Genomic DNA, 15,051 nt, shown 5'->3' with positions numbered 1-15,051 from the left:
GGGAACATGAAGATGACGAAGACGATGTGGAAACCGACCGGACTGGCACTTGCCGCAATCGCAGCGACCGCTGCCGTTGCGCTGGCCGTGCCGTCGGCGATGGCGCAGCGCGATCCGGCCTATGCCGCCGCGCGTGCCGCAGGCCAGATCGGTGAGCAGGTTGATGGCTATCTGGGCTTTGCAACGGCGCCGACGCCGGCGATCCGGGCGCTCGTTGAGGATCTGAACATCAAGCGCAAGGCTGCCTATACCGCGAGCGCGCAGTCAACCGGCAGCACGGTGCAGCAATTCGCCTTTACCAGCGGTTGCAACCTGATCGCGAACACCAAGCCGGGCGAAAAGTACCAGACGCCCGGCGGCGCATGGAAAACCCGCGACGGCAGCCCGCCGGAGCGTGACTCGCGCTGCCCGTAAGCGGTTCAATCGAACAACGGGGCCTGCGGGCCCTCAGATGCCGCCGCGCCCCTAAACGCGGCGGCATTTTTGTAGGCCGCAAGGCAGGCAAATTTGTGCACCTGCGCACAAGCATTGACTTAATCGGGCGTCGTTCCTAAACGGACCGCGCCTTAGGGGTCCCCCGAATTTTCGGGCCTTTTTTCGCAGGCGGAATCGATGGATATCGGCTCTGTTTCAGGAGGATGGCGGGAATGACGGGGAATGGCAGCGATCCGGAACCAGCTTCGGAGGATTCGCGCCTGGTCTCGCTCGAAGAGCGATTGGACCGGGCCGAAGCCGCAGAAGCGAAACGGACCGCAGTGAACGCCGGACCGGAAACCGATGCGAATTACAAGCTCGGGAACCGCGTTTTGGCCGAACTGCTGGGCGGGATCGGTGGCGGCGCGCTGGTTGGTTGGACAATCGACCATTTCGCGGGCACGGCACCCTGGGGCCTGTTGGTGGTGTTGTTCCTCGGAATAGTCGTCGCCTTCAGGAATATATTTCGGATCGCGAACGTTCGGCCCGCAAAGCCGGACTGATATTAATTTAGGCGAGGTATCGCGTGGCGGATCAAGGCAAAGTGGACCCGATGCACCAGTTCGAGGTGCAGAAGATGTTCGACATGTTCCATGTCGGCAATCATGAGGTTGCCTTTACCACCAGCGCGATGTGGATGGTGATCGCCGGCCTGCTTCTGTGGGTTTTCATGATCGGCGGGATGAAGCGCCAGCTCGTTCCGGGTCGCTGGCAGGTCGCCGTCGAGGGCTTCACTGGTTTCATTTCGGGCATGATGAATGCCAATATCGGCCCTGAAGGCCGTAAATATACGCCCTATGTCTTCTCGCTCTTCATGTTCATCCTGATGCTGAACGTGCTCGGCCTGATGCCGCTCGGCCTGTTCGGCGTGCATCCCTTTACCGTGACGAGCCACTTCACGATCACCGGTTTTCTCGCGATCCTGAGCTTCTCGATCGTGTTGATTGTTGGTTTCTGGCGCCATGGCCTGCATTTCTTCTCGCTGTTCGTCCCGCACGGCACGCCCTGGTGGCTGCTGTGGCTGATCCCCGTGATCGAGCTGGTGTCGTTCCTCGTCCGCCCGTTCAGCCTTGCTCTCCGACTGTTCGTCGCGATGACCGCAGGCCACGTGCTGATGAAGGTGTTCGCATCGTTCATCATCGACGGGATCGCCGCCGGTCCGGCTGTCGGCCTTGGCGTCGGCATCCCCAGCATGGCGCTGATGGTCGGCATCAGCGGACTTGAGCTGCTGGTCGCGGGCATCCAAGCTTATGTGTTCGCGCTGCTCACGTCGCTCTATCTGAACGACGCGGTCAATCTGCACTGACATTTCAACTGTATAATCAACGTTTTTCCCAAGGAGTATAAAATGGACGTTCAAGCTGCTTCGCTCATCGGCGCCGGTCTGGCAGCCATCGGTGCCGGTATGGCTGCCATCGGTGTGGGCAACGTGTTCGGTAGCTTCCTCGAAAGCGCGCTGCGCAACCCGGCTGCTGCCGACGGCCAGCAGGGCCGCCTGTTCATCGGCTTCGCGGCTGCAGAACTTCTCGGCCTGCTGTCGTTCCTTATCGCGATCCTGCTGTACCTGAAGGCAGCCTGATTTCGTTTGCGGGGCCGGCTCGCTAAAAGCCGGCCCTGCGACTGCTTTTCTTTTGTCGGTCGAGTAAATCCATGCCTCAAATCAGCCAATTCGCTGAAAGCTGGTACGCCGCATCGCAGATTTTCTGGGTGCTGCTGACCTTCGGCTTCGTCTTTTTCGTCATCGGCCGCGGCATGCTGCCGAAGATCGAGGCGACGGTGGACGCGCGCGACCGCAAGGTTGCCGACGATCTGGCAGCGGCGAAGGCCGCGCATGCCGCCGCCGACAACCTTGAAGAAAGCTATCGCCAGCAGAGCGACGCGAGCCGCGCCGCCGCGCAGAAGGCGGTAACCGACGCCAAGGACAAGGCGGCAAAAGACGCCGAAAAGCGTCTTGCGAAGATCGACGCCGAACTCGCCGACAAGCTGTCGGCGGCCGAAGCCGATGTCAGCGCCGCACGCACTTCGGCGATGGCGGAAATTGAATCGGTCGCGGCCGAAGCGGCTGGCGAGCTCGTCGCAAAGCTGTCGGGCGTGAAAGTCGGTGCGGCGGATGCCAAAGCGGCGGTGAAGGCGGTGCTCCATGGCTAATTTTGCTCTGATCCTGTCGGAAGGCGTAGCGGAGCCCGCATCCTTCGGTGTCATTACGGCAACTGTATGGGTTTCGATCGCGATGGCGATCTTCATCCTGATCCTTCTTTGGAAGAAGGTGCCGGCGATGATTGCAGGCATGCTCGACAACAAGATTGCCGAGATTTCGAAGCAGCTCAACGAAGCCGAAGCGCTGCGTCTCGACGCCGAATCGCTGAAGGCCGAATATGAAGCGAAGCTCACTCACGCGGCGAAGGAAGCCGACGAAATGCGCGCTCGCGCCGATGCCGAGGCGGAGGCGCTCGTCGCTAAGGCCAAGGCCGATGCGACCGCGCTGATCGCCCGTCGTAAGCAGATGGCCGAAGACCGCATCGCTGCGGCCGAAGCCGGCGCGCTCGCCGAAGTCCGCACCGCGGCTGCCAAGGCAGCGACCGAGGCTGCGGCAAAGCTGATCGCCGACAAGCATGACGCCGCCGCCGACAAAGCGCTGGTTGATCAGGCCATCGCTGGCGTCGTCAAGGGCTGATCCCTTCGACATCGCCGAAACAGAGCGCCCGCGGATTTCCGCGGGCGTTTCGTTTTGTGCTACCTGGTTTCTGTCCACCCGGCGACCCACGCCTTTGTGGCGGGGCAATTGTCCATTGCGCGTCCATAGGCTCGCCGTGTGGTCGTCCGCCCAATGTAATCGAGCTCCGCCGCGTCAAAGACGAAGCCGATCGTACGTTGCGCAAACTGGAGAGCGTAGGTCACCGAAATATCGGCAGCGGTGAAATTGTCGCCCGCAACATAGGGATACTTCGCAAGCTGGCGCCGCACGAGATCGAGCCTGCTTCTGAAAATGTCGAGCGCCCAGTCCACGGTCCAATTCTGCCGTTCGGTCTCGGGTGCGAGGATGTTGGTCGCGACGATGGCGTTTACCGGCCCCGCCAGCCCCGCTTCGCCCATGTGAAGAAACTGCAGATAGACGGGATAGGCAGGATCGTCGGACGCCGGAACCAGCGGGCTCGGCCCATGCCGTGCGAGCAGATATTGCAGGATCGCGATCGACTCGACCATTACCGTATCGCCATCGACGATCGCCGGAATGAAGCCTGCCGGATTGATCGACAGGAATTCGGCATCCTGTTCGACGCCAGCGAGCAGATCGACCTGCCGCAGCCGGTAGGGCAGCCCCATCTCCTCGAGCAGCCACGCGACGCGAAAGCCGCGACCTTCACCGTAGAGCGTGATCATTTTGTCGCGGTCCTCAGAACTGGATCATGATCCGCCGCGCAAGCGCGGGCGAGATGCTGTGGACGAGCCGGAGTATCTTCACCATGCCGGCGTTGACTTCGCTCTTGCCCGTGCGAATGCCGCGCACGATCTCCGCTGCGCAGTCGTGTGCGCTCATCTTCTTGCCCGATCGGCCAGCCGTCATGTTCGTTTCGACAACAGGTGGCAGCGCCTCGATCACGCGAACATTGCTGTCCTTCAGCAAATGGCGGATCGCCTGTGTATAGCTGCGGAGCCCTGCCTTGGTCGCGCAATAGATCGATCCGCCCGCGCGCGGCGCAATCGCGAGGCCTGACGTGACGTTGACGATTGCTGCTTCGGGCTGTGTGCGGAGCGCGGGGAGCAGTTGCGTGCAGAGCGCGATGGGCGCGTCGAGATTGGTGCGGATGCAATGCGCTGCGCTTTCCAGCGTGGCGGGTTGATCCAGTTCATATTCGCTTCCGACGCCGGCATTGTTTACGAGGATTGCAATCGGCTTTCCCGCAACGTCGCCGATGATTGCATCGACACCCGCGGTGGTCGACAAGTCACCCGAAATCGTACCGAAACCGAGCGCTGCCATCGCTTGCAGCTTCTCGGACGACCGGCCCGTGACGATGACGTCGGCTCCCGCGCCTTGCAGTTGCAGCGCGATCTCGCGTCCGATCCCGTCGCTACCACCTGTGACGAGAGCCAGTTTTCCGCGAATTTCCATAAGACCCCTCCTATGTTTTACCTCGCGCACTATGGCGGGTCGCACCGCCATCGCCTACATGCAAAATCATGGCCCGTCCGAACGCTCCCGACCGATTCAATGAAGAAAAAGCGACCTATGTGATCCGCGGTGGCGACGCGGAAGGCGACCAGCCCGACCTCGAACGCGGTGCCGAGGCGATCCGCAGCGTCGTACGCAAATTGCCGACGCGCCCGGGTGTCTACCGCATGCTCGATGCGCGCGGCGACGTGCTGTACGTCGGCAAGGCGCGCGCGCTGAAGAACCGTGTAACCAATTATACGCAGGTCGCGCGGCTTCCGCAGCGGTTGCAGCGCATGGTGTCGCAGACGCGCGCGATGGAGATCGTCACGACGACGAGCGAGGCCGAAGCGCTGCTGCTCGAAGCGCAGCTGATCAAGCGATACCGCCCGCCATACAATGTCCTGCTGCGCGACGACAAAAGCTTTCCGTTCATCCTGCTGCGCACAGACCATGATTTCCCCCGCGTGCAGAAGCATCGCGGCGCGCGGCGCGCCAAGGGACGTTATTATGGCCCGTTCGCGAGCGCGGGATCGGTGGGCCAGACACTCAATGCGCTGCAAAAGACCTTCTTGCTCAGAAGTTGCACCGACAGCTTCTTCGCCAACCGCTCGCGGCCCTGTCTGCTCTATCAGATCAAGCGGTGCAGCGCGCCATGCGTCGATCGCATCTCGAAGGAAGACTATGCGGGGCTGGTGGGCGACGCGCAGGATTTCCTCGAAGGCCGTTCGACAGCGGTGCAAAAGCGGCTGGGCGATGCGATGACCAAGGCCGCCGACGCGATGGATTATGAGCAGGCGGCGGTGATCCGCGACCGGCTCAAATCGCTTACCTTCATCCAGGGCAGCCAGTCCGTGCATGCCGACGGACTGGGTGACGCCGATGTGTTCGCGCTCGCTGCAAAGGGCGGGCAGCTTTGCATCGCGGGCTTCTTCATTCGTGGCGGGCAGAATTGGGGGCACCGCAGCTTCTTCCCCGTCCATGTGGCGGGCGTGCCCGAAAGCGAGGTGATGGCCAGCTTCCTCATGCAATTCTACGAAGGTGTGCCTCCACCGAAGCTGATCCTCGTCGACCGCGAGCCCGAGGAGAGCGCCTTGCTCGCCGAGGCTTTGGGCGAGAGCGGAGCCCGAAAGGTCGAGATCAGCGTGCCCCAGCGCGGCAACCGTCGCCGTTTGCTTGAGCAGGCGGTGCGCAACGCCGGCGAGGAGCTCGACCGGCGCCTGGCCGAGGGCAGCTCGCAGGCCAAGCTCGGCCGCGAACTCGCCGAATTGTTCGATCTCGAAAATCCGCCGCAGAGGATCGAAATCTACGACAACAGCCACATTCAGGGTACCAATGCTTTGGGCGCGATGGTGGTCGCAGGCCCAGAAGGCTGGATCAAGGGCGCGTACCGCAAGTTCAACATCAAGCGCCCCGAAACGCAGCCGGGCGACGATTTCGCGATGATGCGCGAGGTATTCGAGCGCCGCTTTGCACGCGCGATCGAGGAAGATCCCGAGCGAACGAAGGGCGAGTGGCCCGATCTGGTGCTCATCGACGGCGGCAAGGGCCAGGTGTCGGCGGCGGGCGCGGTGCTCGCCGAGCTCGGCATCGACGACCTGACCTATGTTGGCGTCGCCAAAGGCCCCGATCGCAATGCCGGACGCGAGACCTTCTATCACCCCGATGGGCGCGAATTCACGCTGCCGCCGAACAATGCGGTGCTCTTCTATATCCAGCGGCTGCGCGACGAGGCGCACCGCTTCGCAATCGGCGCGCACCGACAGAAGCGGGCGAAAGCGATGGGTTCGTCGCCACTCGACGAGGTCCCAGGCATCGGCCCGTCGCGCAAGAAGGCGCTGCTGATGCATTTCGGTACCGCGCGCGCGGTGCGCGGTGCGAGCCTGGAGGATTTGCAGAAAGCGCCCGGCGTCAGTGCGGCGGTCGCGCAGGCAGTGCATGATTTCTATCATTCGGGACGGTGAGGGGAGTTTTATGGATTTTGCAGCAGCCATGCCGCTCGCGGGAACGCTTGGGGTCACGATTCATGAAGGCGGCAAGGATCGCGTCGCGGGCAAGCTTCCGGTTCGTCCGGACATTTGTACCGCTGGCAATATCGTCCATGGCGGCGCGATCATGGCCTTTGCCGATTGTCTCGGCGCCGTGGGCGCATTCCTGACGCTGCCCGAAGGCGCGAGCGGCACGACGACGATCGAGAGCAAGACCAACTTCCTCGGCGCCGGGGCGGTCGGGTCCATACTCGTTGGCGAAGCGACCCCCGTGAAGATCGGCAAGCGGCTGTCGGTCTGGCAAACGCGCATCCGTACCGAGGACGGTGCCGAGGTTGCGCTGGTGACACAGACGCAGATGGTGCTTTGGCCAGCCTGACCGCCGACGCAATCGTCTGCGCGGTCCGCGCGCACGGTGAGCATGGCGCAATCCTGCGCGTACTGACGCAGGAAGCGGGGTTGGTCGCCGGCTATGTGCGCGGCGGGCGCTCGCGCCGACTGCGGCCGATCCTGATACCGGGAAATCTCGTGGCACTCGAATTGCGGGCGCGCACCGAAGAACAGCTTGGCGCTGCCACGGTCGAATTGCTGGAAAGCCGCGCACCGCTGTTCGCCGAACCCCTGCCGGCAGCGGCGATCGACTGGGTAACGAGCCTGTCGGCGGCAACGTTACCCGAGAGCCAGCCCTATCCGGCGCTCTATACGGCATTGTCGGCCGTTCTGGATGCGATCGGGGTCGCATCGTCCGCGCGGCAATGGGCGGCGGCGCTGGCCCGTTACGAGCTGCTGCTGCTTGCCGAACTCGGTTTCGGCCTCAATCTCGAAGAGTGTGTGGCGACGGGGGTTTCAACCGATCTGGCGTTCGTCAGCCCCAAATCGGGCGGTGCGGTCAGTATCGGCGCTGCGGCGGGGTATGAGGAGCGCCTGTTCCGCCTGCCGCCCTTTCTGCGCGGACAGGACGGCGGCCCGACGATGGGCGATGTCCTCGACAGCCTCGTCATCACCGGCCATTTCCTCGACCGCGACCTCCTCGACGGGCCCAACCGCGACTTGCTCACCGTAAGGGAAAGATTGGTCGATCGGCTAGGCAGAGCGGTTGCGTGACGCGCCGCCGCTGTCTAAGCGGCTGGCGAGACACGAAAGGGCGACGCATTGAAAATCCTGCTGCTGGCTGGCGACGGTATCGGTCCGGAAATCATGGCAGAGCCCCAAAAGGTCCTCGGCGCGCTTGCGCTTCCCGTCACACTCGACCGCGCGCTCGTCGGCGGGGCCGCCTATGAAGCGACTGGCCATCCGCTACCGCCCGAAACGCTTGCCAAGGCAAAGGCGGCCGATGCTATCCTGTTCGGTGCGGTCGGGGATCCCCGCTTCGATAGTGTCGAGCGTCATCTGCGTCCGGAACAGGCGATCCTCGGCCTTCGCTCGGCGCTTGGTCTGTTCGCGAATCTGCGCCCGGCCAAGCTGTTCGCGGGGCTCGAAGACAGCTCGGCGCTTCGTCCCGAAGTCGCATCGGCAATCGACCTGCTGATCGTCCGCGAGCTCAACGGCGACGTCTATTTCGGCGAGAAGGGCATGCGCACGACCGACAGCGGTGAGCGCGAAGGCTATGACATCATGTCGTACAGTGAGAGCGAAGTGCGGCGCATCGCCCACGTCGCCTTCCGCGCGGCGCAGGGCCGGCGGAAGCGGCTGTGCTCGGTCGACAAGGCGAATGTGCTCGAAACCTCGCAGCTGTGGCGCGATGTGGTGATCGAAGTCGCCGCCGAATATCCCGACGTGACGCTCAGCCACATGTATGTCGACAATGCCGCGATGCAGCTTGTGCGCAATCCCGGCCAGTTCGACGTCGTCGTTACCGGCAATCTGTTCGGCGACATCCTGTCGGATCAGGCGTCGATGTGCGTCGGATCGATCGGGCTGCTCGCATCGGCATCGCTCAGCGAGGGCAAGCGGGGACTGTACGAGCCGATTCACGGCAGCGCGCCCGATATCGCGGGCAAGGGCGTTGCCAATCCGCTGGCGATGATCCTGTCGCTTGCGATGCTGCTCCGCCATTCGGGCGGCGATGAAGCGAGCGCGGCGCGGATCGAGGCAGCAGTGGCACAGGTGCTGGCCGATGGTTGCCGTGGCGCCGATCTGGGGGGCAAAATGGGAACGGCGGCATTGGGCGATGCGGTCGTTTCAGCTTTGAACGGATAACAAGATGAAAAAAGATACGGGCCTCGACCGGAATAAGACACGCGGCTGGCATCCCGCGACGCAGGCGGTGCGCGGGGGGACATGGCGCAGCGAACATGGCGAGACGTCGGAAGCACTCTTCCTTTCGTCGGGCTACACCTATGACAGCGCGGAGGAAGTCGCGGCGCGCTTTGCCGGCGAAGAACAGGGCATGACCTATTCGCGCCTGCAGAACCCGACCGTCGCCATGCTCGAAGAACGCATCGCGCTGATGGAAGGCGCCGAGGCGTGCCGCGCGCAGGCGACAGGCATGGCGGCGATGACGACCGCCCTGCTTTGCCAGCTTTCGGCGGGCGACCATATTGTCGCGGCGAAGGCCGCATTCGGTTCGTGCCGCTGGCTCGTCGATCATCTCTGCCCGCGCTTCGGGATCGAAACGACCGTCGTCGACGGCCGCGATAACGACGCTTGGGAAAAGGCGATCAAGACCAATACCAAGGTCTTTTTCTTCGAAACGCCGGCGAACCCGACGATGGACATCGTCGACATGAAGCATGTCTGCGGGCTGGCGAAAGCGCATGGAATCACGACCGTGGTCGATAACGCCTTTGCAACCTCGGTGCTTCAGCGTCCGATGGACTTCGGCGCCGATGTCGTGGCCTATTCGGCTACCAAGCTGATGGACGGGCAGGGGCGCGTGCTCGCGGGTGCGGTCTGCGGTTCGGAGAAGTTCATTAACGACGTGCTTTTGCCGTTTCAGCGCAACACCGGACCGAACCTATCGCCGTTCAACGCCTGGGTCGTGCTCAAGGGACTCGAAACGCTCGATCTGCGCGCGCGCCGCCAGTCGGAAAACGCACTCGCGGTCGGCAAGGCGATCGAGAGCCGCGTCGCGCGTATGCTCCACCCCGGGCTTGCGAGCCATCCGCAGCATAATCTGGCTATGAGCCAGATGGAGGCTTGCGGGCCGATCTTTTCCTTCATTCTCGATGGCGGCCGCGAACAGGCCATGGGCCTGCTCAACGCGCTCGAACTCGTCGATATTTCGAACAACATCGGGGACTCACGCAGTCTCTGCTGTCACCCCGCGTCGACGACGCACTACGGCGTCAGCGCCGAGGCACGCGCCGATATGGGTGTCGTCGAGGGAATGCTTCGCATCAATATCGGGCTTGAGGATCCGCGCGATGTAATCGCCGATCTGGACCAGGCATTGACCAAGGTCGGGCTTTGAGCGACGCTGGCGCCATGAGCACGATGATCGACTCCTTCTTCCCCTTTGCGGCGACCACCGGTTCGATCACCGTGCGCGTGGCGGTCAGCTATCTGCCCGAACAGTCGCATCCGGCGCTCGGCCGCTGGTTCTGGGCCTATCATGTTCGCGTCGAAAATCATGGCGAGGGTGCGGTGCAACTGATCAGCCGCCATTGGCGGATCAGCGACGGTCGCGGCCAGATCAGTGAAGTCGAGGGTGAGGGCGTCGTCGGCGAACAGCCGCTGATCCTTCCCGGCGGAGCGTACGACTATGTCTCGGGCTGCCCGCTTCCGACCCCCGAAGGGTCGATGGTCGGCAGCTATGCGATGGAATTGGGTGACGGATCGCAATTGCTCGTCGCGATTCCGCATTTCCCGCTCGTGGCGCCTGCGACCGCGCCATGAAGCGCACGCACCTGCCGCTGAACGCGCTACGCGTCTTCGACGCCGCTGCACGGCATTTAAGCTTCACGCGCGCTGCAGACGAACTCGCGGTGACCCCCGCCGCGGTCGGGCAGCAGATCCGGGCGCTCGAGGATATGCTCGGCGTCGTGCTGTTCCGCCGTACGCCCAAGGGGCTCGAACTCACCGGCGAAGCCGACGCGGGGCTGGACGCGCTGCGGCAGGGCTTTCTGCAATTCGAGGAATCGGTTCGTGCCATGCAGGCGGGGCAATCGTCGCAATCGTTGACGATAGCGGCGCCGCGTGACCTGACCGCCAAATGGTTGGCGCCGCGACTCGCGCGTTACAGCCAGCAGGCACCCGATGTACGCTTCACGCTCGTGTCGGCCGATACGGGGATCGATTTTACCGAAGCCAATCTCGATATAGCGATCTTCTGGACCGACGGTGCAGGCGAGCATGAGGGCGTGGCGCTCGCCGACGCATTGATGGTTACCGTCGCCGGGCCCGGCAGCAACAGCGATACGCGCATTGCGTGGCCGGGCTGCCCCGCAAGCGACGGCGAACCGGCGCTGCGCCTTGGCGATGCCGGGCTGGCGATCGATGCGGCGGCGAACGGTCTGGGGCAGGCCAATGTGCCGGCGATGCTCGCGGAGGCCGACATCGCGGCGGGCCGGGTGCGGCAGATCGGCGACAGCGTTGCCGTGAAGCGCGGCTATTGGCTCGTCGCGCCGACGCCGCAATGGCGTCAGGCAAAGGTTAAGGCGTTGGTCGCCGCGCTGACCGCCTGATGTAACCGGGCAGTACCGACGCCCGAATAACCCCGAAACCATTCATCGGGGGTGTCATGATCAAGATTCCGAACAGGCTGCCGTCGCATCTCGTGGCAATTGCTGCATTGCGATGGTCGATCGTATTCATATTCGGCTTCTTCGGCGTGGCGAAATTCGCGCTCTATGAAGCCGAGGGTGTTGCGCGGACCGCAATGCACTATCCGCTGTTTGCGTGGATGTATCCCTTGATAGGCGTCCAGGGGACAAGCAACGTCATCGGGACGATCGAGCTGCTGACCGGCGCCTTCGTCGCGCTTGGCGCATGGTCGCATCGAGCGGGGCTGATTGGCGGCCTGATGGGGATTTGCACGTTTCTCATAACGCTCAGCTTCAGCTTCGGCGCGCAATTATGGAAGGAGGGATATGGATTTCCCTTCATGGGATCGACGGCCCAGTTCCTGTTCAAGGACGCTGTGTTGCTAGCGGCTTGCCTGACGCTGGCGTTGCATTCCGCTCATGCGCTGCGAGCGCGAGAAGGCGCGTGACCAACCCGATCAGTGGTCCGGTGTCGACATTGGCTGCATCATTGTTCCAGCTTGCCGTGACGACGAGCCATTTGCCGTCCGTCTTGCGCTGCCCGAGAAGGCTCATCGACAGGACGCCATTCTCCGACCCGCCCTTATAGCCCAGATATGTCCAGTCGCTGGCGGCCACGGGGCCGACGCCATTGTTGATCGCCATCGCTTCGAGCAAGGTCTTCGACTGGCGTGCGCGCAGATCGACCATCAGCCGGGCGATATCGTTCGGACTCGCGAACCATTCGAGGCTGTCGATAAAGCGCGGGCCCGCCGTGAAACTCACCCCATCAACGTTGGCGAGCGTCAGCCGGTCGCGGTTGCTCTCGATCAGCTTGCGCTGCGCATCATCATCACCCTTGATAAAAAGCGCGCGCATATCATTGAAATTACTTCCTTTCATCGCGAACGCCTCGACGGTTGTGAGCAGCGGGATGTTGCGCGACGGATCGCTGTGACCGGCGCTCTTCATCCGCGCCTCGATCGGTTTGCGTCCCAGCAGGTGGATCAGCGTGTCGGTCGCGCCATTGTCGCTGACCGAGATCATCCAGTTGGCGAGTGTCTGGAGCGTCACGGGTGTATTCGCGGGCCAGTTCGCGGTGCCGGCGGAAGAAAAGCTGAAATGCGACAGCGGCACGACATCGGACCAGCGGCGCTTGCCTGCCGCGACCTGCGCCGCGAGTTCGTCGAGAATATAGAGTTTGAAGGTCGAGCCCGTCGCGAATTGCTGGTCGACGTTGGCGGAGGCGAGGGGCCGGATGGCCGTGACGTCAAGCTCGGCAACGAGGAAACCCGTCTGTCCGGGCAATTTGGAGATCTCGGCCGCGACTTTTTCGAAGCTGTCGTTCGCGACCGTCACGCCCGTCACGCGCAGCCCGGTCACGCGTTCGTCGGCCGCGACGCCGACATCGAGCAGGACGGTCGCAACGCCCCTTTCAAAGCGCAACAGGACGGCTCCCGAACGATCGCCGGTGGGCGTCACGCTGTCGATACCGACCGGTTTGCCATATTGCGCGACAAGGCCCGCGCTGAAGGCACCGAACTGCGCCTCAGGAACCGCGGTCTGGAAATGCGGGTCGAAATAGTCGGAATAGGCAATCCTGCCCGCGAACAGGTCGACGAGTTGCACGGCGCGGCGATCGAAAGCCGTTTGCGCTACCGAGGTCGATCCCTCGATCTCCTGGGCGACGGCAGATTGCGGCAGAAGCGCGGCCAGCATCGCCGCTGCTATCGCTCCCATGCAGAATCTCGCCATGAAAGCCTCCTCAAGCGTCGATCGCAGCCTCATCGAGGCTCGCGGCATTGGCCTGAATGAACTGGAAGCGGTGCTCGGGATGCTTCCCCATCAACCGGTCCACCAGATCTTTGACCTGATGCCGCTCTTCATATTCCTGCGGCAGCGTAACGCGCAACATCGAGCGCGTTGCCGGATCCATCGTCGTTTCCTTGAGCTGGTTCGGGTTCATTTCGCCCAGCCCCTTGAAACGTCCGACTTCGACCTTCTTGCCCTTGAACATCGTGGACTCAAGCTCGGCGCGATGCGCGTCGTCGCGGGCATAGGCGGACAGATTTCCGGCAGTCAGGCGATAAAGCGGCGGCTGGGCCAGATACACATGCCCGTTCCGGACGATATCGGGCATCTCCTGAAAGAAAAAAGTCATCAACAGCGTCGCGATATGCGCGCCGTCGACGTCGGCGTCCGTCATGATCACGATCTTCTCGTAGCGTAGCCGGTCAGCGTCGCAATCCTTGCGCATCCCGCAGCCGAGCGCGAGCGCGAGATCGGCGATTTCCTGATTGGCGCGGATCTTGTCAGCGCTGGCGCTCGCGACGTTCAAAATCTTGCCGCGAATCGGCAGGATAGCCTGCGTCTTGCGATCGCGCGCCTGCTTGGCGCTGCCACCGGCGCTGTCGCCTTCGACGATAAACAATTCGGTACCTTCGGGGCCGTCGTTCGCACAATCGGTGAGCTTGCCCGGCAGGCGCAGCTTGCGTCCGCTCGTCGCCGTCTTGCGCTTGACCTCGCGCTCGGCCTTGCGTTTCAGCCGTTCGTCCATCCTGTCGAGGACAAGGCCGAGCAAGGCGCGGCCGCGATCCATATTGTCCGACAGAAAATGATCGAAATGATCGCGCACTGCGTTTTCGGTTAAGCGCGCAGCCTCCGGGCTCGAAAGTCGGTCCTTGGTCTGGCTCTGGAACTGCGGATCGCGGATGAAGACCGACAGCATCATCTCGCCGCCGTTGAACACATCCTCCGCGGTGATTTGCGCCGCCTTCTTCTGCCCGATCAGCTCGCCGAACGCGCGCAACCCTTTGGTAAGTGCGGCGCGCAGTCCTGCTTCATGCGTGCCGCCCGCCGGGGTCGGGATCGTGTTGCAATACCAGCTATACGATCCGTCTGACCACAAAGGCCAGGCGATCGCCCATTCGGCGCGCCCCTGTTCGCCAGGAAACTCCTGCCGTCCCACGAACGGCTCGGCGGTTGCGCACTCGCGCGTACCGATCTGCTCCTTGAGGTGATCGGCAAGGCCACCCGGGAACTGGAACACGGCTTCGGCAGGCGTATCGTCGCCGATCAGCTCGGGGGCGCATTTCCAGCGGATTTCGACGCCGGCAAAGAGATACGCCTTCGAGCGGGCCATGCGATAGAGACGCTGGGGCTTGAAACGTCCATGTTCGCCGAAAATTTCAGGATCGGGGATGAATGAAACGCTTGTGCCGCGCCGGTTCGGCGTCGGGCCGAGTTCCTCTAGCCCGCCAAGCGGTGTGCCGCGCGAGAAACGCTGGCGGTAAAGCTGCTTGCCGCGTGCGACCTCGATTTCGGTCTCGGTCGACAGCGCATTGACGACACTGACGCCGACACCGTGAAGTCCGCCCGAGGTCGCATAGGCCTTTCCCTCGAACTTGCCGCCCGAGTGGAGCATCGTCATGATGACTTCGAGCGCCGATTTGCCGGGGAATTTCGGGTGCGGGTCGACGGGCATGCCGCGGCCATTGTCCACGACGGTAAGGCGGTTGCCGACGTCGAGAGTGACTTCGATGCGCGTCGCGTGACCCGCGACGGCTTCGTCCATGCTGTTGTCGATCACCTCGGCGGCTAGATGGTGCAGCGCGCGTTCGTCGGTGCCGCCGATATACATGCCGGGGCGGCGGCGGACGGGTTCGAGCCCTTCGAGCACCTCGATCTGCGAGGCATTATAGCTGTCGGTCGCGGGCTGGTTGCTGTCGAACAAATCGTGACTCATGCATCGGCT

The 15,051-nt window shown here is 63.0% G+C and carries 18 protein-coding genes; 14 read left to right on the top strand and 4 right to left on the bottom strand.

Annotation, left to right across the window (positions count from 1 at the left end):
* Positions 1–12: 12 nt before the first annotated feature.
* The 6 genes from BLW56_RS13685 to BLW56_RS13660 all read left to right on the top strand — a co-directional run bounded on the left by BLW56_RS13685 (position 13) and on the right by BLW56_RS13660 (position 3,148).
* A complete protein-coding gene (locus BLW56_RS13685) occupies positions 13–414 on the top strand; it encodes a YdbL family protein (RefSeq protein ID WP_093511605.1) in 402 nt (133 codons plus the stop codon).
* Positions 415–647: 233 nt separating this feature from the next.
* A complete protein-coding gene (locus tag BLW56_RS13680) occupies positions 648–977 on the top strand; it encodes an AtpZ/AtpI family protein (RefSeq protein ID WP_093511604.1) in 330 nt (109 codons plus the stop codon).
* A gap of 50 nt (positions 978–1,027) precedes the next feature.
* On the top strand, positions 1,028–1,780 hold the full coding sequence (locus tag BLW56_RS13675; protein WP_093511603.1) for a F0F1 ATP synthase subunit A: 753 nt from the start codon (positions 1,028–1,030) through the stop codon (positions 1,778–1,780).
* 42 nt (positions 1,781–1,822) lie between these two features.
* The gene (locus BLW56_RS13670; protein ID WP_037515205.1) at positions 1,823–2,053 is read left to right on the top strand and encodes a F0F1 ATP synthase subunit C; all 231 of its coding nucleotides are present in this window, start codon (positions 1,823–1,825) and stop codon (positions 2,051–2,053) included.
* Positions 2,054–2,124: 71 nt separating this feature from the next.
* Entirely contained in the window at positions 2,125–2,622 is a 498-nt protein-coding gene (locus tag BLW56_RS13665; protein WP_093511236.1) for a F0F1 ATP synthase subunit B family protein, read from the top strand.
* On the top strand, positions 2,615–3,148 hold the full coding sequence (locus tag BLW56_RS13660; protein WP_093511235.1) for a F0F1 ATP synthase subunit B family protein: 534 nt from the start codon (positions 2,615–2,617) through the stop codon (positions 3,146–3,148). Before BLW56_RS13665 ends, BLW56_RS13660 begins: the two co-directional genes overlap by 8 nt.
* A gap of 59 nt (positions 3,149–3,207) precedes the next feature.
* Here BLW56_RS13660 and BLW56_RS13655 read toward each other — a convergent pair whose 3' ends face one another.
* Together BLW56_RS13655 and BLW56_RS13650 are read right to left on the bottom strand one after the other, a co-directional pair.
* The gene (locus BLW56_RS13655; protein ID WP_093511234.1) at positions 3,208–3,855 is read right to left on the bottom strand and encodes a glutathione S-transferase family protein; all 648 of its coding nucleotides are present in this window, start codon (positions 3,853–3,855) and stop codon (positions 3,208–3,210) included.
* A 13-nt stretch (positions 3,856–3,868) separates the two neighbouring features.
* Positions 3,869–4,588: an SDR family oxidoreductase gene (locus BLW56_RS13650; protein ID WP_093511233.1), complete on the bottom strand. Its 720-nt coding sequence runs from the start codon at positions 4,586–4,588 to the stop codon at positions 3,869–3,871.
* A 68-nt stretch (positions 4,589–4,656) separates the two neighbouring features.
* Here BLW56_RS13650 and uvrC point away from each other — a divergent pair, with 68 nt between their 5' ends.
* Genes uvrC through BLW56_RS13610 form a run of 8 tightly spaced genes read left to right on the top strand, consistent with a single transcriptional unit; the run spans position 4,657 to position 11,767 of the window.
* The gene (gene uvrC / locus BLW56_RS13645; protein ID WP_093511232.1) at positions 4,657–6,591 is read left to right on the top strand and encodes an excinuclease ABC subunit UvrC; all 1,935 of its coding nucleotides are present in this window, start codon (positions 4,657–4,659) and stop codon (positions 6,589–6,591) included.
* A gap of 10 nt (positions 6,592–6,601) precedes the next feature.
* A complete protein-coding gene (locus BLW56_RS13640; RefSeq protein ID WP_093511231.1) occupies positions 6,602–6,994 on the top strand; it encodes a PaaI family thioesterase in 393 nt (130 codons plus the stop codon).
* Complete coding sequence (gene recO, locus BLW56_RS13635) at positions 6,982–7,719, top strand: DNA repair protein RecO (protein ID WP_093511230.1); 738 nt, start codon at positions 6,982–6,984, stop codon at positions 7,717–7,719. Before BLW56_RS13640 ends, recO begins: the two co-directional genes overlap by 13 nt.
* Positions 7,720–7,767: 48 nt before the next feature.
* The gene (gene leuB / locus BLW56_RS13630) at positions 7,768–8,814 is read left to right on the top strand and encodes a 3-isopropylmalate dehydrogenase (RefSeq protein WP_093511229.1); all 1,047 of its coding nucleotides are present in this window, start codon (positions 7,768–7,770) and stop codon (positions 8,812–8,814) included.
* 4 nt (positions 8,815–8,818) lie between these two features.
* Positions 8,819–10,027 (top strand): trans-sulfuration enzyme family protein, encoded by a 1,209-nt coding sequence (locus BLW56_RS13625; protein WP_093511228.1) that lies wholly within the window; start codon positions 8,819–8,821, stop codon positions 10,025–10,027.
* Positions 10,028–10,050: 23 nt separating this feature from the next.
* The gene (gene apaG, locus BLW56_RS13620) at positions 10,051–10,452 is read left to right on the top strand and encodes a Co2+/Mg2+ efflux protein ApaG (RefSeq protein WP_093511602.1); all 402 of its coding nucleotides are present in this window, start codon (positions 10,051–10,053) and stop codon (positions 10,450–10,452) included.
* Complete coding sequence (locus BLW56_RS13615; RefSeq protein WP_093511227.1) at positions 10,449–11,240, top strand: LysR family transcriptional regulator; 792 nt, start codon at positions 10,449–10,451, stop codon at positions 11,238–11,240. The genes apaG and BLW56_RS13615 overlap by 4 nt, the downstream gene beginning before the upstream one ends.
* A 56-nt stretch (positions 11,241–11,296) precedes the next feature.
* Positions 11,297–11,767 carry a DUF417 family protein gene (locus tag BLW56_RS13610; protein ID WP_093511226.1) on the top strand — a complete coding sequence of 157 codons (471 nt, stop codon included), beginning with the start codon at positions 11,297–11,299 and terminating at the stop codon, positions 11,765–11,767.
* On the opposite strand, the gene BLW56_RS13605 is transcribed toward BLW56_RS13610, so the two are convergent.
* Positions 11,685–13,052 carry a serine hydrolase gene (locus BLW56_RS13605; RefSeq protein WP_093511225.1) on the bottom strand — a complete coding sequence of 456 codons (1,368 nt, stop codon included), beginning with the start codon at positions 13,050–13,052 and terminating at the stop codon, positions 11,685–11,687. The two genes, BLW56_RS13610 and BLW56_RS13605, sit on opposite strands and share 83 nt — an antisense overlap.
* Before the next feature lie 10 nt (positions 13,053–13,062).
* A complete protein-coding gene (gene parE, locus BLW56_RS13600) occupies positions 13,063–15,042 on the bottom strand; it encodes a DNA topoisomerase IV subunit B (protein WP_093511224.1) in 1,980 nt (659 codons plus the stop codon).
* Positions 15,043–15,051 lie beyond the last annotated feature (9 nt).

The organism is Sphingopyxis sp. YR583, assembly GCF_900108295.1.
Taxonomy (GTDB): Bacteria; Pseudomonadota; Alphaproteobacteria; order Sphingomonadales; family Sphingomonadaceae; genus Sphingopyxis.
The sequence above is the reverse complement of the archived record's forward strand: the minus strand, read 5'-3'. Positions and strand labels throughout refer to the sequence as shown.